We start from the raw sequence: 22,964 nt of genomic DNA, 5'->3' as shown, positions 1-22,964 counted from the left end.
GGTTTTTATTGGGTTGTTTATCATAATTTATACTAACTATCCTGGCAGATAAGACATTGCATAAAAAAACCGCCTCAAGTTTGAGACGGTTGATTGGGATTACTGTCCAGCGACTTCGCTGATGTCAAATACCTGACGCAGATATGCAAGGAAGGTATCATTGTCGGTCATGGTTTTTCCTGGACTGTCGGAAATTTTTGCCACAGACTGACGGTTACATTCCACCAGTTTCAGCACGATATTCAGCGGCGTCTGCCCCATGTCATTGGTCAAATTCGTTCCGATCCCGAAGCTGACCTGGAAGCGGTCTTTAAAATACTGATGCAGTTTCCAGGCTTTTTCCAGATTCAGACCATCACTGAAAGTCAGCATCTTGGTTTTACTGTCAATTTTCAGTTTTTTGTAGTGATTATAAGCCTTGTCACCCCATTCATAGGGGTCGCCACTGTCATGACGTAAGCCATCAAACAGTTTGGCAAAGTACAGGTCGAAATCACGTAAGAAGGCATCCATCCCGACCACATCAGTCAGGGCAATTCCCAGGTCACCACGATATTCCTGTACCCAGGTTTCAAGCGCTGCTTTCTGGAAATCACGCAGGCGTACATCCAGTGCCTGGAAAGCTTGCAAGAATTCATGCGCCATGGTGCCGATTGGGGTAATACCCAATTCTTTGGCTAATAGCACATTGCTGGTGCCACGGAAGACTTGCGGTGCTGCCTTATTGAATTCTTCTACTACATGCTTTTGCCACTCAAAGCTGTAACGACGGCGGGTACCAAAATCAGATACCAGGAATGGTGGATCATTTGGATCCTGTGAAGCATCGTACTGTTTGAGCAGTTCCATCTTAGCCTGCAGGCGGCGTTCACCTTCAATCAGGACGTCAGGGGTACGGATCCGGCTGAAATACAGTTCGTTGACAATCGCCAGGACAAAGATTTCAAACATCATGGCCTGAACCATCGGGCCTTCAACCGTAATGTCTAAACGACCTTCACTGTCAATGGTCGCCTTAATAAAACGGCGTTTTAGCTGGAACAGTTCCAGATAGTCAACGAAATCACTTTTAATAAAACGCAAGCTGCGTAAATACTGCAATTCATCTTCTTTAAATTTCAGCTGGCAGAGCAGATCAAGCTGATGGTTCAGATCATCCAGGATATCCGTGAGTGGATAAACCGTATCTTCAAGATTACGACAACGGAAATGATAAAGACTGTGCGTTTGCGGAAACTTGTGTAATACCACTTGTAACATGGTGAATTTGTACAAGTCAGTATCAAGCAGGGATTGGATGATTGGCGCCATAACTTAGGAAATATCGCTGTGCTTATCTTTGCATTAAAGCATAAAAAGCCCTGTAATATTGCAGGATTTACGTACAGCCAGGAGAAATATAGACCAAAGTACTGCTATAAATAAAAGCCTATTTGTTTGCTTTTGCTTTAGATTTTTCCGCTTCCTGAATGATTTTTTGTAGCTGTTTTTCCTGGCCAATCACTTTGGCAAATTCAGCCGCGGTTTTTTGTCCGGCCTTTTTGGCTTGGGCATCACAATCCACCTGACGCAGCTGCTTGGCAATGGCAAATTCCATTTTGAACAAGGCACCCATTAAAGCGGTATTGCCGCGGTTGTCTCGGGCACAGCGGTCTGCACCATGTTTCAACAAGGTTGTAACAATACTCTGGTGACCATAATAGGTCGCCATCATTAGCGGGGTATAACCGTCTTTATTGCGTATATCGACCGGAAAGCCATGTTTTAAAAATTCGTTGATGACTTCGCTATTGCCAATTTTGGCGGCAGCAAAGAACAAGTCGGCCAATTCCTGTTGTGAGGTCATCTGAACGCTTGCCGCAGTTTTTGCAGGGGAGGTATTCTTCACTTCAGCAGCAGTTGCGAATGCGGAACTGACAGCAAGAATACTGGCTAAAAATGCTTTTGGCATAACTTTCATAATGAACTCCAACAGAAATCGAAAAGAAAATTTCAGTCACTCAGGATTCAATTCACCTGAGATGAGATAGAAACGGAGTGCCTGTAAAACTCCCCCTAGGGTGCAGGAAAGGTTTGGAGTTTTACAGGACTTTTCGGAGGTGATGCGCTATGCCCTAGTCACCAGTTCCTCAAGACCAATCGAGATTAGTCTTTTAATTTTGCAGCTTTGGCTTTAACTGTCGCTAGGTTACCGTTAACCGCTTTGGTCATACGGGTACCGTAATCCGCATCTGCTTTATAGAAGTAAGACAACATGATGTGCTTGGTTTCTGAATCTTTGACATTGCCCAGGTCAGCAGCCAGGTTCATGATCAGGTCATCTTTCTCTTTAGCCGTGTATGAACGGTAAAGTTCACCTGCCTGCATGAAATTCTGCTCTTTGGTACCAATCTGCTGAACTGTGCCAGTAAGTGGAGTTTGTACTGCACGCGCTTTTTCAGTGGCAGCTTTTGGCTCTTTACGGCTTGGCTCATAATTCACATCTGAATCACGCTCAGATACATTCATGTAGCCATCCTGGTTATTGTTGTTCACATTCACCACTGGACGGTTGACTGGAATCTGCTGATGGTTTGCACCCAGACGGTACATTTGGGTATCTGAGTAAGAGAAGATACGGCCTTGGAGTAGACGGTCTTCTGATGGCTCGATCCCTGGTACCAGGTTTCCTGGCGCAAATGCCGACTGTTCAGTTTCATTGAAGAAGTTCTTCGGCATACGGTTCAGCGTCAATGTACCCACTTTTGTTTCTGGAACTAAGTTCGTCGGCCAGATTTTGGTTGGATCTAGTGGATCGAAATCAAACTTGCCTAGGTCTTTAGGATCAAGTACCTGAATGTACAGATCCCATTTCGGGAAGTTACCTGCATAGATGTTGTTATAAAGATCATTGGTCAAGTGGTTGAAATCTTTACCTTGCTGCTCAGCCGCTTCTTTCACGTTCAAGCCCTTCACGCCTTGTTTAGAGCGGAAGTTGAATTTCACGTACTTGTATTCGCCTTTGTCGTTATACAGTTTGTAAGCGTGAACACCAAAACCGTCCTGTTCGCGATAGCTGGTTGGTACACCCTGCTTGCCATACACATAAGTCAGCATGTTGGTTGCCCATGGCTGGCTCGACAGGAAGTCGAACACACGGTTGGCATCTTGTACGTTAGTCACCGGGCTTGGCTTCATGGCGTGAATGAAGTCCGGGAACTTGATTGCATCACGGATAAAGAATACCGGTGTCTGGTTACCGACCAAGTCCCAGTTCCCTTCTTGTGTGTAGAATTTTACTGCGAAACCGTGCGGGTCACGTAGAGTCTCTGGTGAACCTTTACCATGAATTACGGTAGAGAAACGTAGGAAAACTGGAGTTTTCGTGCCACCTTTGAACAATGATGCAATCGTCAAATCAGAAAGATCTTTAGTTGCTACGAATTCACCGTAAACACCTGTACCACGGGCGTGAACTACACGCTCAGGAATACGCTCACGACCAAAACGTTGTAGTTTTTGTACTAATTGAACATCTTGAAGTAATACAGAACCATTTGGGCCTGCTGTGATTGAGTTTTGGTTATCACCTACTGGTGCACCGTTGTCTTTTGTCAAAGGTGCTGCTTGTGTTGCTGCTGTTGCTGCTGCAAGCATTGCTACCAATAAAGAGCGCTTAAACATCGTCTTTTCTCCAAATTTACCTTTCCTGCACGAGAGAATTTACATACTTTATCAAAAAAGATAAAAACGATTATTATTATACAATCGATCGATTTTACAGATTAAAACCTTTGGCTTAAAATTATTTTTATGTCATTCAATCATCTACATGAGATCTCAGCGATCCATTAGGCGCAATAGACCAGCATTTGGTAGAATTTTGTTGTTCAAAATTTCAATGAAAGTGAAGATTTATGCGTGCGCTGTTGCAAAGAGTATTAGAAGCCAAAGTCATCGTAGATGGACAAATCACAGGACAAATTGATCATGGCATCTTGGTGTTTTTAGGCATCGGCAAAGAAGATGATCTCGATAAAGGCAAAAAGCTCATTGATAAAATCTTAAAATACCGATTTTTTGACGATGAAAATGGCAAAATGGGCTGGAATGTCAGCCAAGCAGGCGGTGGCTTGTTGCTGGTTTCACAGTTTACCTTGATGGCACAGACCCAAAAAGGCTTACGTCCAGATTTTGGGCCAGCCATGCCACCCGCTGAAGCAAAAGCCTTATATGAACAGCTGGTAGAGTATGCTCAAAGCCAGTTTAAAAATGTACAAACCGGTATTTTTGCTGCCGACATGAAAGTGCATCTGGTCAATGATGGACCAGTGACGTTTAATCTGGAAGTGGAATGATTCATTAAAAAAGCCCTCGAATTGAGGGCTTTTTCTTTTAAAAAATTTTTCATCCTTTTCACCGCTCTTTGTGTTTCTCCCAAAGGGAGAAAGAAAAGATCGGATAAAAGATTTTTAACTTATTTACCGGTTTTCTCTTTAATAAACTGACGTACCATTTTCACTTTTTCTTTCACCGGTTTTGGCAATTTTGGTGGAATCATCTTCGCAACCTGGTTAAACCAGACCAATAAACCAAAATCACCTTCCATTTTGATGCTGCCGTTTTGCATACCCGTCATAAATGCGGTTGGGTCACCTTTCATCAGTGTTTTAACGCCCTGCTCACTGTCTGCAAACTGCAACACGAAATCTGCCGGCTCAGCATTTCCTGATACGGTATCAATATGACCGTTATTGACAATAATCTGGCGAGCCAGACCTTCATCTGTACCGATCTGGATACGGAACTGACGCTCATGAACCAGTTCAATAAATTTTGGACTGGTACGTGCCAACTGCTTCATACGCAAAGCCAAGCCTGCAACCAGTAAATCAAGCGGGTCGGTACTGACATCCACCAAAGGAAGTTTCAGGACAGGAATTGACGACAGTTTCATGAGTTATGCCTATTGTAATTGTACGAAAATTGACAGCTATCCTAGCATAAATTGCAAGGAGGTTAAGCATGCAGTTTGTAGATGATCGTTAACAAAAAATGCACCTGAAGGTGCATTTGTTTTATTGTTTTTAACAGCGCGATTATCGGCTGGATAACTGCTGCTGGTCATCTTCATAAACAGGTGTATGTTCGATGCAGCGGCGCTTGGCCAGTGCACGCTCAGCGCGACGATCTTCACGCAGCAACAGTAGCGTTACTATGACCATGACGCTCGATAATGCAGCTAAATAACCATAAGTCATTGTCAGTTCAAATAGTGTCTGTGTTCCCAGGCGGATGACTTCAATCAGTACCCAGGTAAACATTCCAGCCACCATAAAACTTAACCAGCGACGATACGGCGAGAAGAACACAACAAGTACAGCAGCGGCTACCAGGCCAAAGCCCACAATTGTTGCTAAATTTGCTGTTACCATAAAATCCCCTCCGTCCAACCCCAGATCATGCAAGCAATGCAGCGGTTCTAATGGTTGAATGTCGTAAAATCCACTTCGTGGAATATATTGATTTATCTCTCTATGCCAGCATTATGATGAGTTTTTTGACTAAAAAAAGTCCTTTATTTCTGTTCAACGACATATTCTGTCGCGATATTATTTTGTCATTACATTTTTTATTTTTAGAGTTTTTCCGAAACATTTGCCCCATCGATGCTGGCGTGTCATTACAAAATAAACGTTGTTTTTCTGGACTAAAAAAATTATTTTTCCGTTTAAGATGATCGGTATATTTCTATACAGTTCCCTTTACTGCTCGTCAGCTCGTGATTAATCACCATAAAAAAACGCGGTCATTTGACCGCGTTTTTATCTTAAAAATTGCTCATCTCAGGCACGGCTGAGGTCTTTATCATGCACACCAAGCAGGTACAGCACGCCATCCAGACCGACACTGGAAATCGCCTGATTGGCATTCTGACGAACCAGTGGCTTGGCACGGAATGCGACACCTAAACCGGCAATCGAGAGCATTGGCAGGTCATTGGCGCCATCGCCCACGGCAATTGCCTGTTCCAGAGAAATACCCATCTCTTCAGCAATCGTCATTAACAGATGTGCTTTACGTGCACCATCCACAATATGACCTTTGACTTCACCGGTCACAATCCCGTCCTGTACATCAAGGACATTAGCATGTACTTCATCAATACCGAGTTTAGCTTGCAGATACTCAGCAAAGTACTGGAATCCACCAGAAAGGATTGCGGTACGGTAACCCAATGCTTTTAAGGTAGAGATCAGACGTTCTGCACCTTCAGTAATGGTCAGGCGCTCGGCAATCTTCGGTAGAACAGATGCGTCCATGCCTTTTAAGAGTGCTACACGTGCACGGAAGCTTTGCTGGAAGTCCAGCTCACCCTGCATGGCACGTTCGGTGATTTCAGCCACCTGCGCACCGACACCTGCTTCAATTGCCAATTCATCAATCACTTCCTGCTCGATCAGGGTCGAGTCCATATCGAAGCACACTAGACGACGGTTACGACGGTAAACATTGTCTTCCTGAACGGCAACATCGACATTCAGTGCCGTAGACAGACTCAGGCAGGCTGTACGCATCGCAGCGGCATCCAGCATCTGACCTTTCAGGCTGAACTGCACACAGGCACGTTTTGGCCCAGCATCTACATCATCACCATCCAGTACCGGACGACCGGAGAGTCGGGTGACGGTTTCAATATTAAAACCCTGGCTGGACACGATCTGGGTTACGGCTTGCAAGTGGGAAGCCTTTAATTCCGGGGCCAATGCGGTCACGATATAGCGGGTCTGACCGCCTTCTTTGACCCATTGATTGTATTCTGTGATAGAGATCGGTTTAAAGCGCACTGTTAACCCGATATCATGTGCTAGAATCAGGATTTCCTTCATGGCTAATGCGGTAGCGGTCTGGTCGTCCGAAGATACAACAATACCTAAGGTTAACTGGTTATGAATAACCGCTTGCCCAACATCCAGGATCTGTAAGGTATGAGCGGACAAAACCTGCATTAATCGTGTAAATTGATTAGGCTGGTCGGGTCCTAAGAATGATATAAGAATGATTTCTCGCATGAATTGACTCGGGTCTGAGCTACAACTATTGTTAGAATCATAATCGAATTTGAATAGAATTGCCTTGGAAGTTTACGTTGAATGCGCCTAGACAAGGGCTATTTGCTAGCCTACTGATTATAAGTTTTGCCCTTCATACCTTCTTACTGGTATTGGCAACCACTCACCAGCTGAATGAAAACCGTGCCAGCCAAGGTCAGCTCATGACCAGTCAACTGGTGACAGACAGCCTGGCTGAGCTGGATTCAGCCAATCGAGTTTCACTGGCTTTACTGGCAAATCGTTATTCCACCAATCCAAGTGTTGCCTCCATTCGCATCCTGGATGCAAATGCTCAGGTTTTAGCCACTGGTGGTCTGACCAAAACCCGCAATGGTGAGGTTTTTGTCCGCGAAGCATTACTTAACGAGAAAAAAATCGGTTCAGTTGAGATTACTTTGATTGAACCAAGTATCGGTGAAATCCTGCGTACCCAGTGGACGGCGATTTTATTTTCTTTCATTCTGCACAGTTTGTTATGGTTAGCTTATCGCGCCATTGCCCGTCCAAGCCGCAGCGAATACCTGGCGCGTATAAACAATGAATCACGTCTTAAATTTGAGATTCAGACGCTGACCCAGGCACTGGAACAGGAAAAACACAATGCAGCTCTGGCAATTGCTCAGGCGCAGCAAGCTGTTCAAAACAAGCCGAAGGAAAAAGACAACACGCCAGCTGTAGTCGAAAAAGATACCCTGTCGCTGAATATCCAGTTCTACGATCCGAAACAGCTATTAGATTCGGTCAACAAGACTGTGTCGGTGCCTTATTTCAACCTGTGTCAGATTTTCCTGAATAAGGCCACAGAACTGTGCGTGCAGCACTATAAGTTGAACAGCGCGGATGTCTGGACGGTACACAAGTTTGATGAAAAAGGTGCAACGCTGAGTATTGCTGCAGACAAGCCAAATGCCCTCGCCTGCCTCACCCTGATCAGCTATGTTTTCCAGTTACTTTCAGAAGTGCTGTATAAACGCTATCGTGAAGATAAACGCTTTGTCTTGCAGACACGCAGTGCGATTTCTTCAAAAGTGGATGAAATGCAGCTGAATTCAGGTCAAGCGGCTGAACGTCTGGCACAGCAGCTGATCGCACGTGAAAGTGCAGTGCATGTACCGAATTTCTTACTTAAATCTATTTCTGATCACTATGAACTGGTCAGCATGCCAAACCCGACCAACGTCTTGACCCGTCATGCGTTCGTAATGAATGGGATGGATGCCGAAATGGCGGAGCTCGCGCAAAGCTTCCGAACCGATATCCTGAAATCGAAACAATCTAAAGCCTCTTAAAGTTTTAGATTGAACAAGCCCGACATAATGTCGGGCTTTTTTTATTCGCACGTTAGATCTTTTGTGCTGCTTTTTGTATCAAATATTGTTGTGCATTATGTGCTGCTTCACCCACTGCAGGCTGTACTTTATGCCAAGTACCGTTGCCTTGTAACTTCCATGCATTTTGGTTGTCTTGCAAATAATTAAGCAAACCATGTTTTAAAATACGTTGTTTAATTTTCGCATCAAAAATAGGGAAACAGGTTTCCACACGGGAGAATAAATTCCGTCCCATCCAATCGGCACTTGCACAGTAGAGTTTGTCTTGCCCCGCATGACGGAAATAATACACACGGGTATGTTCTAAGAAACGTCCCACAATTGAACGCACATGGATCTGCTCAGACAATTCTGCAATCTGTGGAATCAAACAGCAAATTGAACGAATAATTAAATCGACTTTAACACCAGCTTGCGAGGCACGATACAGGGCAGTAATCAACATGGGTTCAGTCAACGCATTAACTTTAATGATGATGTGCCCTTGTTGACCTTGTTGGGTATATTCAATTTCTTGTTCAATAAGTTTTAGCAACTCACTATGTAAGGTAAATGGGGCGTGTAACAGGCATTTTAATTTTGCCATTTTACCCATACCGGTGAGCTCCTGGAACATCAAGTGCACATCTTCACAGATGTCATGATGCGTCGTCATGAGCCCATAGTCGGTGTACATTTTGGCATTGCCCGCATGATAATTGCCGGTACCTAAATGCACATAACGACACAGTTCCTGATGTTCACGGCGTACGATCAAAATCATTTTGGCATGTGTTTTATAGCCTACAATGCCATATACCACCACCGCACCTGCTTCTTGCAGAATATTGGCCACCATAATATTCGATTCTTCATCAAAACGGGCACGTAACTCAATCACGGCTGTGACTTCTTTCCCATTACGCGCAGCTTCCGCCAGGACTTGAACAATTTCTGAATCTGGGCCACTACGGTATAAAGTTTGCTTAATGGCCAAGACATTTGGGTCATTGGCAGCATCTTTCAACATTTGAATCACTGGCTGAAAAGAATCAAAGGGATGATGTAGCAGTACATCTTGTTTTTTCAGTGTGTCGAAGATCGTATGTTTTTTTCTTAATACTTTCGGAATCACAGGATTAAAAATCGGATATTTCAATTCTGGTCGATTAAAACTCATCGACATACGTGGCAGATTGATCGGGCCACTGATTTTATAGAGTTGACGTGTATCGAGATCGAACTCATTGAGCAAATAATCAATAATACTTTGTGGACAATCATCTTCGATTTCTAAACGTACCGCACGGCCAAACCGCCGTGATGAAAGCTCATCTTTCAATGCCACCGCCAAATCATCCACGTCTTCGGCAAGGACTAAATCGGCATTACGTGTGACACGAAATGCATAACACCCCGTCGCTTTCATGCCAGGAAATACATCACTGATGTGCTGTTGAATAATCGCAGTCAGGAAAATCTGTTCTTGTTCATTGCCGGCCACTTCTTTGGGTAAACAAATTAAACGCGGCAAAGAACGTGGTGCTGGCACAATCGCCAATTCAATTGAGCGGCCAAAAGCATCGCGCCCTTCTAAACTCACAATGAAGTTCAGGCTTTTATTCACCAATCGTGGAAATGGATGCGAAGGATCTAGACTAATCGGCGTTAATACCGGCTTTACCTGGCGAGTAAAATAGTCCTGAATCCAAGCTTTATGCTTATGCAAGATATCTTGATACTGAATGTAATGAATACCTTGGCTTTGTAACTGCGGCAAAATCGTATGATTTAAAATATCGTATTGTTGTTGCACCGCTTGATGAATCACCTTAGACAAGTCCTCAAGCACTTGTTCTGTTGGAATCGCATCAGGCGTACGTGTCAGTGCATTTAAGTCGAGCTGCTTCATTAAGCCTGCAACTCGAATTTCAAAAAACTCGTCTAAATTACGCGAAAAAATAATGAGAAAATTCAAACGCTCAAGTAAAGGTAAACTTGGATTCATGGCCTGAGCCAAAACGCGTTGATGAAATTCAAACAAGGATTGCTCGCGATTAAAATATGTCGCCGATGTGTGTTGAAAATTTGTCATGATAGGGATGCTGTCTAAAACAGTCTGATTGTGTCGCCTCTGTAGCCGGCATGTTAGGTCGGCTTTATGACGATTATGTTACACCCAGCTGCTTTAGTGCCCATACAGAGCAAAAAACACCCCGTATCACTTTGAAAAAAATAAAAAAATCAGCTTAAGATTTCGGTTGGTCAACTGGACTTTGGATTTTTTGACGTGCCCAATAGGTCGCGAGTATGGGCCCTGAAATATTGTGCCATAAACTGAAAATCGCACTTGGCACAGCTGTCATTGGTGAAGCAGCAAAATGTGTTGCTGCCAGCGCGACACCCAAACCAGAGTTCTGCATCCCGACTTCAATCGATACCGCGCGGCAATCAATTTCCTGGAGCTTAAAGATACGAGCAGCCCAGTAGCCAAGTAAATAACCCAAGCCATTGTGTAAGGCGACGATGCCTAAAATCATTAAACCGGACTCCAGAATCTGGGTTTTACTGCCTGCAATAATTGCAGCCACAATCGCAACAATCGCCACCACTGACACGACCGGCATAACCTGGATATACGCTTCAACCTTAGTTTTAAGAATAGCCCGTACAATCAGGCCCAACACAATCGGAAACAAGACCACCTGTAGAATTGACACCAGTATCGACATGGCATTGATCTCAATCCACTGGCTGGCCAACAGATAAAATACTGCTGGAGTCAGTAATGGAGCGAGTAAGGTCGATACCGAAGTACAGGCCACCGATAAAGCGGTATTACCCTTGGCCATATAGGTAATCACATTCGATGCCGTTCCGCCCGGGCAGCAACCCACCAGAATCACGCCTATCGCAATTTCTGCAGGGAGCTGAAACAGCTGACACAGTAGAAAAGCCAGGCCTGGCATCACCACAAACTGGGCGACGACACCAATCGCCACGGCTTTCGGACTTTGCAGAACACTTTTAAAATCGCCCACGGTCATGGTCATACCCATGCCGAACATGATGATGCCCAACATCCACGGAATATAAGCTCTCAACCAGACAAAAGCTTCAGGGACCAGCAAGGCAATGCCAGAAAAGAGCATGACCCATAGTGCAAAGGTCTTTTGAATAAATTGTGTGAAGCGTAGTAATGCTGACATGTGGTCAATCCAGGTGTCATAAAAGAAATATGCCGTGGCAGTCAGCACTGTCCACGGCTATTGAATTCAGCAGCTTAGCATACTCATTTAGAGGCAAGTTTTTGCAATAAAGGTTTAAGCAGCTTGAATGATGTCTTTCATATAAATACGCTTCACGCCTTGAGCCAGCATGTCCTGCCAGGCATGTTGCAGCGAACCATTCAGGTCAATGCCCTTAGTCGCATCTGAAATAACAAAGGTTTGAAAGCCCAGCTTACGTGCATCTATCGCGGTCCAGGCCACACAGAAGTCCGTCGCAATGCCTACAATAAATACCGTATCAATACCACGCTCTCGTAAATAACCCGCCAGACCGGTACTGGTCTTTTGGTCCGCTTCCATAAAGGCAGAGTAGCTGTCGATATGCGGATGAAAGCCTTTACGGATGACCAGCTGTGCCTGTGGCAGATCCAACTCAGGATGCAGCTCTGCATCTTCAGTGCCTTGCACACAATGGCTAGGCCACAGGACTTGCGGACCATACTCCAGCTGAATCATCTCAAAAGGTGTTTTACCAGAATGGTTTTCGGCAAAGGAAATATGATTTTCTGGATGCCAGTCCTGAGTCAGTACAATATTGTCAAAATATGGTCCCAATCGGTTGATATTCGGAATAATCTGATCGGCATGTGCCACAGCCAGATTACCTCCCGGAGTAAATCCTCGTTGTATATCCACCACAATCAGTGCCGCATTCTGCATCCTTTTCATCCCTTGAAAGCTAAGTTTATGTCCAAGCATAGCCTAAAACTGGAGAATATTTTTAGCCCTTTAGGTAAAAATACATGTCTCGGCATTCTGCCAAAACTCCTCCTCCATTCAGCAGATGGCTATCCTGCAAAACATGGCTAAAAATGACCTTAAGTTAAGAAAGTTAAATAAAAAAAAAGCCCGCTCAATGCGGGCTTTTTTTTATTTATGCAGTGCTGTTCATCTTACGAACCAATAACAACATCGCAATCGCTGAAATGATGATACATGGAATCGCTGCTGAGATTACACCTGCTGCACCATAACCCGCGGTGAGTAATGCGCCCGCAATTGCTGGCCCAAGCATTGCGCCTACACGACCTACAGCTGACGCAACCCCAATACCTGTGCCACGAACTTCAGTTGGGTAAACGATACCACCAAATGCGTAGAGTACACCTTGACAACCAATCACGAATGAACCAACCAATGCTGAAGCCATGTACATTTGAATTAATGAACCTGCAGCGTTCAGTGCTAATAGTCCTGCCAAGATACCACCGTACATCAACAGAATGACGTAGGCTTTTTTCCAACGGTCTGTTAATACACCTAGAATTACGGTACCTACAGTTGCACTCACCATGAAGTAGAACTGCGCAGTTGCACCTTCTTTACGTGTGAAGCCAAGCTCTTGGAACAATGAAGGCAACCAGCTCAACATGATGTAAACCACCATCAATGTGAAGAAGTAGCACACCCAAATGAATAAAGTACGACCTAGATTTTTTGAGTTAAACAAATCTTTGAATGAACCTTGTGTGTCAACTGTATCTGCTGGCGCATTGTTCGCTTTGTCTTTTGCTTTTAAATATTCTTTAGATTCAGGTAACAAGAACAGCATCACGGGAATCACAATGATTGGTAACAAACCACCGAGGTAGAAAATATTTTTCCAGTCAGAACCAAACTCTGTACTTGCAACCAAAGATAAGATCGCTGCACCCACTGGCATACCACAGTACATCAAGCCTACCGCACGACCACGGTTTGCAGGCGATACTGCTTCAGATGCAAGTGTAATCAGAATTGGCATCGCAGCACCTAGACCAGCACCAGCAAGGAAACGCACTGCCAATAATGAGTTAAAGCTATTTACCCATATCGTACATAATGTGAATACTGCAAAGATTGCAGTAGACCAAATTAAAACTGTTTTACGACCGATACGGTCTGCAATACGCCCACCAACCAGTGCACCAGGCAATAGACCCAGAATCCCTGCACTAAAAAACACACCCAATTGCGAGCTATCGAGACCAAAATGCTCACGAATACCCGCTGCTGCAATACCAGCCGCCTGAATATCTAAGCCTTCAATCACGGCGATCAGGAAACAGATCCCTACCGTGACTATCGCATGCTTATTGTCTGATTTTTCCATTGGAGTATCCTTGTTCAATCAGCGTTCAAATAGAGCCGTCATCATCTATGAGACCGAAGTCGGATTTAACTACCAATAAGTTGAACGTTTTACTAGGATATACCCAAACAAGGTTGGATTCCGTTGTTTGGAATGAATTATCAGAAAGTCGCAAAAACAATTATTGCCATTACTAAAAAATTCCTGTTTAAAGGTTTAAGGCTTACAGATCAACTTAAAAAATTCAACACTCAATAAATAACTGAAAATTAATTAATATTTAAAAAGAATTATTAGAGGGGTTTTAATGCATTTTCAGTGATGACCATCCCTGTATTATTGATATGTTTTAGCTATTGAATAATTATTTATAAATCTTAACAAATCTCTTAACTATTTGAGTTTTCAATGTAATCAATTATTTAAATAGTCAGCTAAATGGTGACTCTATTTCAGAGTCTGATTATCTAAACTGTATAAAAATAAGACTCTTTCCTTATAGTTTTACGAGAAGCTTCATTCTTTTTATTACTTGCTTGTTATGACAGAGCTTTGTATAAAGAATTAAGTGGCTTTCAGCAAAGCATATTGTTCTTATGCTGCTGATCAGTCATAATTTGCATACGCAATATTCGATTCAGCGCAAATGCATTGAATTTGCTACAAATCAAAATACAAACCCATCCCAATTTATGTTTTCTCAATCTCTTCGGATGGACAAATAGGATAGTTTTTTAAAATGACTCAGCAAGCACAGACCATTCAGGGTTCCATTGTCGCAATCGTCACCCCTATGTTTGAAGATGGCAGCGTAGATTGGAAGGGTCTCGAGAAGCTCGTTGAGTGGCACATTGCAGAGGGAACCAACAGCATCGTAGCTGTAGGTACAACAGGCGAAGCATCAACGCTGAGCATGAGCGAACACACGCAAGTGATCAAAGAAATCATCCGTGTTGCCAACAAACGAATTCCAGTTATTGCCGGCACAGGCGCAAACTCAACACATGAAGCCATTGAACTGACTCAGGAAGCCAAAGACCTGGGCGCAGATGCTGCCCTGCTGGTGACTCCATATTACAACAAGCCGACTCAAGAAGGCCTGTATCAGCACTATAAAGCGATTGCTGAAGCAGTAGACCTGCCACAGATCCTGTACAACGTACCAGGCCGTACCGGTGTGGACATGTTAAATGAAACTGTCATTCGTCTGGCAGATATTCCGCAAATCGTCGGTATCAAGGATGCGACAGGTGATGTTGAACGTGGTGCCGCACTCATCGCAGGCTTACAAAGCAAAGACATGACCGTGTATTCTGGTGATGATGCAACGGCGTACCAGCTCATGGCACATGGTGCAAAAGGTAATATTTCTGTGACTGCCAACATTGCACCAAAAGTCATGAGTGAAGTGTGTACTGCTGCCATTGCCGGTGATGCTGCTCGTGCTGAAGAGCTGAACGCTCAGGTTGCAAATTTACACAATATTTTATTTTGCGAATCGAATCCAATTCCTGTGAAATGGGCACTCCATGACATGGGCCTTATCGGTACAGGTATTCGCCTGCCGTTAACACCACTTGCAGAACAATATCGCGCTCCGCTTCATGAAGCACTTGCTGCAGCGGGCGTCATTAAATAAGAGCACAATACTATGCAATTACGTTTAGGACTTATCCTTGCCCTTTCAGCATTCAGTTTAGCGGGTTGTAGTTCAATGGCCTTTAAAAATGGCACGTTAGACTACAAGGACACAACTACGCTAGAGCCTCTGCAATACCCTGAAGGTGCTATGGTTCGTCCTGCAACGCCATTGTATCCTGCTCCGACAGTAGATCCGCTTGCGATTGAACATGCACCAAAACTGGAAAATGAGCGTGGTAACCGTTTTGCCCTGCCACGCCCTTCTGCTGAGCCAGTTCGTTCAACTCAAACGGATGAAACTGTTACAGATATAACGGGAAAGCCACAGCTGGTGATGGATGGAAATCAAAATCCGTTGCTCAAAATTGATGGAAATGCTGCTACAATATGGCAATATACTCTTGCCACGCTCAGCAGCCTTAACCATTCCATCGTTGGTCAAAGCAAAGATCGTTACCAGGTAACGATTCAGGTCGATCAGCAGACCTATGTTTTAAGACTCTCTCCTGCAGGTTCGAGTAACACCCTGGCTGTGTTTAATCCTGATAACAGTTTTGCCGACCGCGAAAAAGCAGCAGAACTGTTAAACCAGATTTACCAAAATTGGCCAGCCTAGACATTTTCTAGGTATTTTTTTTTGTAGAAGGTTCCCTCATGTTAAAACAAACCTTGCTCTATACTGGTAAAGCGAAATCTGTCTATACAACAGACAGTGAAGACCACCTGATTTTAGTTTTTCGTGACGATGCGTCAGCATTTAATGGCGAAAAGATCGAACAACTGGATCGTAAAGGTAAGGTGAATAACCGTTTTAACGCCTTCATCATGGAAAAGTTAGCAGCTGCTGGCATTGAAACTCATTTTGAGAAATTGCTAACACCAAATGAAGTACTGGTTAAGAAACTTCAAATGATTCCTGTAGAGTGTGTGGTACGTAACTATGCTGCGGGTTCTTTATGCCGTCGTCTTGGTGTTGAAGAAGGTAAAGAGTTAACACCTCCTACATTCGAATTGTTCTTTAAAGATGATGCTCTTGGCGATCCAATGGTAAACGAATCTCAAGCGATTGCTTTAGATTGGGCAACAGCTGAACAACTGGCAAAAATGAAAGAACTGACTTACCAAGTGAACGAAGTGCTTAAAGCATTATTCGAAGCGGGTAATATGCTTCTGGTTGACTTTAAACTTGAATTCGGTGTGTTCCACGACCGTATCGTACTGGGTGATGAATTCTCTCCAGACGGTTGCCGTCTATGGGACAAAGACACCAAGAAAAAACTGGACAAAGACCGTTTCCGCCAAGGCCTAGGCGGCGTGGTTGAAGCGTATGAAGAAGTTGCTGCACGTTTAGGTATTGATTTAGACAATATCTAATCTGTCGATAACAGATTCAAAAAACCGGGCTGAATGGCTCGGTTTTTTTATTTTTATACACTTGCAAATCATCAGTTTAAAAATCATTTCCGTGTCACCACATGAAATTTTGCTTATTTTTAGGTAGCATTACCCCATCTGTCCAATTTGCCATCGGCTTAGGATGAGATCCTTCGACTTATCAGGAACATTGCATGATGTATAAAATTGATGAACTTACCCGTCTGGGCCAAGGATGCTCAAAAATTGTTTTTCAGCACCCCGAGCAAGATGACAAGATTATCAAGATCATGAATCCGGATCGTGTGGATCTCGATGGTGGCTGGAAAGGTCATGGCAAGATCAAGCGCCAGTTGTCTCAAGGGGCGTATAAACAGTTCCGCCGTGAACTATTGCAATACTTACAGCTCTGTAAAAATCACTATCAACACAACCAGTTTGAGTTCCCCGTTGAAACTCCATATGGCTTTGTTCAGACCGATAAAGGTTTGGGGCTAGTCGTTGAAAAAATTATCAGCCCAAATGGCAGAGGAATTACCCTGCACGAGCTTTGTCGTGAAAAACAATTTACTGAGAAACATGCACAGGCTTTGGATATCTTCTTCGATCAGTGTTGTGACCTGCATATTGTCTATGGTGAAGTGAATATTGCTGGCATCATGTATACCGAACAGCGTAATAATAAGCCTGAATTTGTTCTGGTTGATGGCATGGGTGAAAAACTGCTCATTCCATTACGTGCCATGAGCAAGCGTATCAATGCTAAAAATGTGCGTAAAATCGAGGCTAAAATTAAGGCTCAAATGCAACGGCTACTCCAAGCTTAATTTCTAATCTTTTTTTTGAGCTGAACGACTCAGTTATTCACTTTATTTCTTAAGCGCTTACTACCCCTAAACTCCTTTCATAAGGGATATAGGCTGGGCTTTTCCGTATATTTTATGTTACATTACGGTTAAAAATTCTCCCATTATTCTATTCAGGTCCCCATGATGTATCAACTTACTGATCTTACCCTTTTGGGCAAAGGCGGTTATAAACTGGTTTATCAGCATCCAACTGATGAAAGTAAAGCCATTAAAGTGATGAACCCAAACCGCATCAATGAGGACGGTGAATGGGCACATCTCGGCCGTTTTAAACGTGGGCATGCCCAAGGTGTATATAAGCAGTTCCGCCGTGAGTTATTGCAATATCTACAACTCTGCAAAAATCACTATAAGCACAATACTTTTAGTTTCCCGATTGAAACACCCTATGGCTTTGTAGAAACAGATCAAGGCTTAGGACTGGTTGTCGAGAAAATTATCAGCCCGAATGGTAAAGGCATGACCCTGCACGAACTCTGCCGTACGGGTGAGTTTAATGATACACATGCCAAAGCACTGGATGAATTCTTTAATGCCTGCTGCGATCTGCATATTGTGTATGGCGAAGTGAATATTGCCGGCATTATGTACAGTGAAAAGCGTAGTGGCAAACCGGAGTTTGTGCTGGTTGATGGCATGGGAGATAAACTGTTTATCCCGCTACGTGCCATGAGCAAATCTCTGAATGCCAAGAATGTGCGCAAGATTGAGGGTCGCATCCGCCATAAAATGGATGAACTGCTGCAGTCTGCTCAGCAGAATCAAATCGAAAACCGGGCTGCCTAGCTCGGTTTTTTTATCGCCTGCCACAATCATCGAAAAAACGAATTCTATTAATAAAAATGACCGTTTTTACATCTGTGGTTAAAGCTCTTAAAATCATTTCTATAGCGGACAAGGTCAGGGTCTTAGACGTTATTTTCACTAGACCTGCCAACCAGAATTTTTCTCTACTCTCTAGGATGTATCTCCCCAAGGACATCCTATTTGTAGCCCGGTTCTCCCTGAACTGGGCTTTTTTTTTGTATCCCTGCCCTATTTCTAAAAAAGTGATGTGCTTGCTACTGAGTTCAATCCAAGTTGACAATACAACTCTCGCCAGGGAAACCAATAAAAATGGACACCTAAAAGGATAAGTAGTAGATGTCCGTAGAAATTTTTATTGCTGCTGTTGCTGTTGTTGCCAGCGACGTTGCTGTAAACGTTCTCCCTCAACCTCACGTTTATTCCGTGCCGACTCGTATAGCCTGGTTCCTTTCAGTTCCGGCGGCATATAATCCTGTAGTACAAAGTGTTCCGGATAATTATGCGGATACAGATAGTCCACACCATAGCCCTGCTCTTTCATCAGCTTGGTCGGTGCATTACGTAAATGTAGAGGGACCGGCAGATTAGAAGTTTTATCTGCCAGTTCCATAGCCTTATTGATGGCCAGATAGGTGCTGTTGCTCTTGGCACTGGTGGCCAAGTAAACTGCACATTGTCCCAATATAATCCGGCATTCCGGCATTCCAACGGCCTGAACGGAACGGAAGCATTCCCCCGCCAACAACAATGCGTTTGGATTGGAGTTACCAATATCTTCAGATGCTGCAATCAGCATACGGCGTGCAATAAAGACTGGATCTTCACCACCCTTTAACATCCGTGCCATCCAGTACAGCGCCGCGTCCGGATCACTGCCACGAATCGATTTAATAAAAGCAGAGACCAGATCATAATGCTGTTCACCAGACTTGTCATAGCGGGCAATATTTTGCTGCGCTACTTTTACCACCACAGCGTTCGTGATGATATTTTCCATATCCGGCTCAAAAGTACTGGCAACCAGATCTAATAGGTTAAGTGCCTTACGTGCATCGCCTGCAGCAAACTGAATCAGGGCATCAAATTCTTCAATCTGGATATGACGTTCCTGCAGAAAGTTATCGGATTGAATGGCCTGAATAAGTAAGGTCTCAATCGCCTCAGCACTTAAAGCATTTAGGCTATAAACCTGACAACGTGACAACAAGGCACTGTTGACTTCAAAAGATGGATTTTCGGTGGTGGCACCAATCAGGGTGATCTTGCCCTTTTCGACCGCATTTAACAGGGCATCCTGCTGAGATTTATTAAAACGGTGAATCTCATCAATAAATACCACGGGGGTCAGCAGATCACCACCGTCCGCTATCACTTCACGGAGTTCTTTCACCCCGGTATTTAATGCAGACAGGCTGACAAAGGGCCGATCCACTGCCTGTGCCAGTAACAGTGCAATTGTGGTTTTACCTACACCAGGTGGACCCCAGAAAATGATAGACGGTAAATGTCCCTGATCAATCATCTGACGTAAAGGTGCATTTTCACCGAGCAGATGATCCTGCCCAATAATTTCCCTGAGGTCACGTGGCCTCAAACGTTCAGGAAGAGGGATATGGCTGTCTGACATTTTATAATGGGCTCACTTTTAATCTGTTGGCATTCTAGCATTAGCTGTTTTTAATTCCGAATATGAAGTTAGTCTACCTTCCGTCTCTGTACCGACATATGACAGTATTTTTTATCATTTCAAGTGAATTAGACCTTGCACCTTCATACAAATTTGATCATATTCTGTTTAGATCAGCTAGTGCTGAATTAATGTTCTTTTATTCTAATAATAGATAAGTGGGTCCGAGGTTAGATCAAATAAAACCTCTGTATCGGTGAATACATGCAATTTGATAAGCAGAATTTGGACGCATTTGCCCGGGTTGAATCACCGGATTCTTTACACTCGAACACTTTCAGGTCGACTACTGACCCAGAGCTGTCACATATCCAGCATTTTGCCGATGCCCTCCCTCAACCCATGTGGTTGCAGACTCGGGATGAAATTGAATATTTTAATACAGCCATGCAGGACTATCTTGGGATTGACCTGAATCAGCACGGCCGGGAACACTGGCAACAGTTTATTCATCCTGAGGATTTATCTAATTTCATTAGCGAATGGCATACTGCACTGAATAAACGTCAGAATGCAGAATTCCAATGCCGGATCCAGAAACCGGATCAGTGTTATCACATGTGTCTGCTGAACATGAAGTTTCATTATTCAGCGGATAGCCTGCTGTACTGGGCCATCACCCTGACCGATGTGCATGATTATTTTGAAATCCAGCAACAACTTTCTCAGATGATTGCTACCCAGCAAAATATGCTGGATGCGAGCCTAGACTGTATTAAAATCATCACGCCAGATGGCAAATTGAGCCATGTGAACCGTTCAGGCCGACAGGCTTTGGGACTGTCTGAAAGCGAACAGCAGTTTGGTATGTCCTGGCTGAATCTGCTGCCTGCCGAAGTGCGTCCATCTGGCAGGCGTGCGCTCAAGCGTGCTGCCCAAGGCATGAATGCCCGTTTTGCAGGTATTAGCCAGCTAGAGAATCAAGCGCCAGAGTATTGGGATAATTTACTTACTCCAATAGTGGATGAGCACAATGTGACTCGACAAATCCTATGCGTTTCACGAAATGTTAGCCAGCAAAAACGGGTTGAAACACGACTGAAAGCAGTGACGGAAATTGATGAACTGACTGGGCTGTATAACCGCCGTACCTTCTATAAACAGTTTAAACGTACCCTGTTCAAGGCACGGCAACAACAGAGCCAAGCAGGATTGCTTCTCATCGATCTGGACTATTTCAAGCATATTAATGATACCTTAGGGCATATCGCCGGCGACCATCTTTTACATGTCCTGGGTGAACGCTTCCAGAATAATCTTGGTCCTGAAACCATCGTTGCTCGTTTAGGTGGTGATGAATTTGCTGTCTTGGTTCAAAATCTTGAGCATGAATCACAGCTGTTAGAGGTGGCTAAAAAGGTCTGTCAGCAGATGGAAATGCCGATCAGTTATGCCGGTAGAATCATTAATAGTGGTATCAGTGTGGGTGGCGCAATTTATCCCCGGGATGCCATTAACAGTTCTAATTTATTAAAATGTGCCGATATCGCACTGAATGATCTGAAAAATAGTGGTCGCGGTGGTATCCGCATGTTCAGTCAGGAAATGTTTGAATCGCTGGACAAAATGACCCGTCAGCTGATTTTGGCGCGTAAAATTATTAATTCAAATCAGATTATTCCTTACTATCAACCCAAAGTACGTTTATCTGATGGTGCGGTAATTGGTTTTGAAGCCCTGCTGCGCTGGGAGGATCAGCATCATCAGATTCAGCTGCCGTCCCATATTTTCTGTGCCTTTCAGGATTATGAACTGGCCTCACGCATCAGCGAAACCATGCAGCTGAAAGTCTTTGAGGATATGACCAACTGGCTGGAACAGGGTCTAGAGATTCTCCCAATTTCGATCAACGCAGCACCCGTCGAATTCCTGCGTGATGATTATGCTGAAAAGTTATTAGAACGGCTGTCTCGCTTTGATATTCCAGTCGACAAGGTGGAACTGGAAATTACTGAACAAAGCCTGTCAGAACGTGGGGCTAATTATGTGATCCGGGCTCTGAACTTGCTAAAACAGGCTGGCATTCATATTTCCATAGATGACTTCGGTACCGGCCATTCTTCCTTGACCCGTTTGCAGGAATATCCGGTGGACTGTATCAAGATTGACCGTAACTTTGTGAAACGGCTGAATACTGACCCCTCTGCATTAGCGATTGTCAAAGCCATTACCCAGATCGGTTCCAGTATTGAGCTCGATGTGCTAGTGGAAGGTATTGAAAATACCGAGCAACTTTCTACCTTGATTAAGTGTGACTGCCAGATCGGACAAGGTTTCTATTTTTATCGGCCAATGGCAGGCAACGCAGCACAAGAATTACTGCATAGCACCGTGTGTTAGATCGAAAGTTCTAGCGCACCCAGCGCACAATATGGTCTTCCATTTCGTCTTCATCGACTTCAAGCTCACTCAAGCAGCGACCTGCAGCAGACTTGCGTGCTTTAATCACACTTTCACGTGAACCACTAATCAGATAGTGCCAAGATGGCAACTGCTTTCCTTCTGCAACTCTGCGATAGGCGCAACTGGCTGGCAACCAGTGAATCGCTGCCAATTTTTCAGGCGTAAGCTGAATACAGTCAGGAACAAACTGTAAACGGTTGGGATAATTCGAACAGCGTGCCGTTTGGCAGTCAAGCAGTTTACAGGCAACGCGTGTATAGGTGACTTCCTGAGTATCTTCATCTTCAAACTTGATGAGGCAGCAGAGCCCACAACCATCACATAATGCCTCCCATTCCTGAGGCTTCATTTGGTTCAGGGTATAGTATTTCCAGAATTCGGGACGCAAAGTATCAGTCATAACAACAGGCAGAGATGA

At 44.1% G+C, this 22,964-nt stretch carries 20 protein-coding genes; 8 read left to right on the top strand and 12 right to left on the bottom strand.

Features of this window, described 5'->3' with window-relative positions; all coding sequences use genetic code 11:
- Positions 1-99: 99 nt before the first annotated feature.
- From pncB to IHE35_RS00355, 3 genes are all read right to left on the bottom strand, one after another.
- On the bottom strand, positions 100-1,311 hold the full coding sequence (gene pncB / locus IHE35_RS00365) for a nicotinate phosphoribosyltransferase (RefSeq protein ID WP_242788402.1): 1,212 nt from the start codon (positions 1,309-1,311) through the stop codon (positions 100-102).
- Between the two features lie 118 nt (positions 1,312-1,429).
- Positions 1,430-1,960 carry an ankyrin repeat domain-containing protein gene (locus tag IHE35_RS00360; RefSeq protein ID WP_242788401.1) on the bottom strand — a complete coding sequence of 177 codons (531 nt, stop codon included), beginning with the start codon at positions 1,958-1,960 and terminating at the stop codon, positions 1,430-1,432.
- A 185-nt stretch (positions 1,961-2,145) separates the two neighbouring features.
- Positions 2,146-3,663, bottom strand: coding sequence for a catalase (locus IHE35_RS00355; protein WP_242788399.1), 1,518 nt, complete (start codon positions 3,661-3,663; stop codon positions 2,146-2,148).
- A 233-nt stretch (positions 3,664-3,896) separates the two neighbouring features.
- On the opposite strand from IHE35_RS00355, the gene dtd reads away from it, so the two are divergent.
- Positions 3,897-4,337, top strand: coding sequence for a D-aminoacyl-tRNA deacylase (gene dtd, locus IHE35_RS00350; protein ID WP_242788397.1), 441 nt, complete (start codon positions 3,897-3,899; stop codon positions 4,335-4,337).
- A gap of 119 nt (positions 4,338-4,456) precedes the next feature.
- On the opposite strand, the gene IHE35_RS00345 is transcribed toward dtd, so the two are convergent.
- From IHE35_RS00345 to serB, 3 genes are all read right to left on the bottom strand, one after another.
- On the bottom strand, positions 4,457-4,936 hold the full coding sequence (locus tag IHE35_RS00345) for an SCP-2 sterol transfer family protein (protein ID WP_242788395.1): 480 nt from the start codon (positions 4,934-4,936) through the stop codon (positions 4,457-4,459).
- Positions 4,937-5,078: 142 nt separating this feature from the next.
- Positions 5,079-5,414 carry an AciT family ciprofloxacin tolerance protein gene (gene aciT / locus IHE35_RS00340; RefSeq protein ID WP_242788394.1) on the bottom strand — a complete coding sequence of 112 codons (336 nt, stop codon included), beginning with the start codon at positions 5,412-5,414 and terminating at the stop codon, positions 5,079-5,081.
- A gap of 411 nt (positions 5,415-5,825) precedes the next feature.
- A complete protein-coding gene (serB, locus tag IHE35_RS00335) occupies positions 5,826-7,052 on the bottom strand; it encodes a phosphoserine phosphatase SerB (RefSeq protein ID WP_242788393.1) in 1,227 nt (408 codons plus the stop codon).
- Between the two features lie 77 nt (positions 7,053-7,129).
- On the opposite strand from serB, the gene IHE35_RS00330 reads away from it, so the two are divergent.
- Positions 7,130-8,383: a hypothetical protein gene (locus IHE35_RS00330; RefSeq protein ID WP_242788392.1), complete on the top strand. Its 1,254-nt coding sequence runs from the start codon at positions 7,130-7,132 to the stop codon at positions 8,381-8,383.
- A 52-nt stretch (positions 8,384-8,435) separates the two neighbouring features.
- Here IHE35_RS00330 and ppk1 read toward each other — a convergent pair whose 3' ends face one another.
- The 4 genes from ppk1 to mhpT form a co-directional block, all read right to left on the bottom strand.
- Positions 8,436-10,499: a polyphosphate kinase 1 gene (ppk1, locus tag IHE35_RS00325; protein WP_242788391.1), complete on the bottom strand. Its 2,064-nt coding sequence runs from the start codon at positions 10,497-10,499 to the stop codon at positions 8,436-8,438.
- 154 nt (positions 10,500-10,653) lie between these two features.
- Positions 10,654-11,613 carry a bile acid:sodium symporter family protein gene (locus IHE35_RS00320; protein WP_242788390.1) on the bottom strand — a complete coding sequence of 320 codons (960 nt, stop codon included), beginning with the start codon at positions 11,611-11,613 and terminating at the stop codon, positions 10,654-10,656.
- A gap of 114 nt (positions 11,614-11,727) precedes the next feature.
- Complete coding sequence (gene pncA, locus IHE35_RS00315; protein ID WP_242788389.1) at positions 11,728-12,354, bottom strand: bifunctional nicotinamidase/pyrazinamidase; 627 nt, start codon at positions 12,352-12,354, stop codon at positions 11,728-11,730.
- A 214-nt stretch (positions 12,355-12,568) separates the two neighbouring features.
- Positions 12,569-13,786 (bottom strand): 3-(3-hydroxy-phenyl)propionate transporter MhpT, encoded by a 1,218-nt coding sequence (gene mhpT, locus IHE35_RS00310; RefSeq protein WP_242788388.1) that lies wholly within the window; start codon positions 13,784-13,786, stop codon positions 12,569-12,571.
- Between the two features lie 718 nt (positions 13,787-14,504).
- Between mhpT and dapA the strand changes: the two genes are divergently transcribed.
- The 5 genes from dapA to IHE35_RS00285 all read left to right on the top strand — a co-directional run bounded on the left by dapA (position 14,505) and on the right by IHE35_RS00285 (position 18,435).
- Complete coding sequence (dapA, locus tag IHE35_RS00305) at positions 14,505-15,404, top strand: 4-hydroxy-tetrahydrodipicolinate synthase (RefSeq protein ID WP_242788387.1); 900 nt, start codon at positions 14,505-14,507, stop codon at positions 15,402-15,404.
- A 12-nt stretch (positions 15,405-15,416) separates the two neighbouring features.
- Positions 15,417-16,022 (top strand): lipoprotein-34 precursor (NlpB), encoded by a 606-nt coding sequence (locus tag IHE35_RS00300; protein ID WP_242788386.1) that lies wholly within the window; start codon positions 15,417-15,419, stop codon positions 16,020-16,022.
- 38 nt (positions 16,023-16,060) lie between these two features.
- The gene (gene purC / locus IHE35_RS00295) at positions 16,061-16,780 is read left to right on the top strand and encodes a phosphoribosylaminoimidazolesuccinocarboxamide synthase (RefSeq protein WP_242788385.1); all 720 of its coding nucleotides are present in this window, start codon (positions 16,061-16,063) and stop codon (positions 16,778-16,780) included.
- 194 nt (positions 16,781-16,974) lie between these two features.
- A complete protein-coding gene (locus IHE35_RS00290; protein ID WP_242788384.1) occupies positions 16,975-17,607 on the top strand; it encodes a YrbL family protein in 633 nt (210 codons plus the stop codon).
- Positions 17,608-17,769: 162 nt separating this feature from the next.
- Positions 17,770-18,435, top strand: a complete 666-nt coding sequence (locus tag IHE35_RS00285) for a YrbL family protein (protein ID WP_242788383.1) — start codon at positions 17,770-17,772, stop codon at positions 18,433-18,435.
- A 373-nt stretch (positions 18,436-18,808) separates the two neighbouring features.
- Here the strand turns inward: IHE35_RS00285 and IHE35_RS00280 are convergent, their stop codons facing one another.
- On the bottom strand, positions 18,809-20,083 hold the full coding sequence (locus tag IHE35_RS00280) for a replication-associated recombination protein A (protein ID WP_242788382.1): 1,275 nt from the start codon (positions 20,081-20,083) through the stop codon (positions 18,809-18,811).
- A 264-nt stretch (positions 20,084-20,347) separates the two neighbouring features.
- Between IHE35_RS00280 and IHE35_RS00275 the strand changes: the two genes are divergently transcribed.
- Entirely contained in the window at positions 20,348-22,483 is a 2,136-nt protein-coding gene (locus IHE35_RS00275) for an EAL domain-containing protein (RefSeq protein WP_242788381.1), read from the top strand.
- A 10-nt stretch (positions 22,484-22,493) separates the two neighbouring features.
- Here the strand turns inward: IHE35_RS00275 and IHE35_RS00270 are convergent, their stop codons facing one another.
- Positions 22,494-22,946, bottom strand: coding sequence for a YcgN family cysteine cluster protein (locus IHE35_RS00270; RefSeq protein WP_242788380.1), 453 nt, complete (start codon positions 22,944-22,946; stop codon positions 22,494-22,496).
- Positions 22,947-22,964: the final 18 nt, after the last annotated feature.

The organism is Acinetobacter sp. ASP199, from assembly GCF_022700675.1.
In the GTDB taxonomy this organism is placed as follows: Bacteria; Pseudomonadota; Gammaproteobacteria; order Pseudomonadales; family Moraxellaceae; genus Acinetobacter.
The sequence above is the reverse complement of the archived record's forward strand: the minus strand, read 5'-3'. Positions and strand labels throughout refer to the sequence as shown.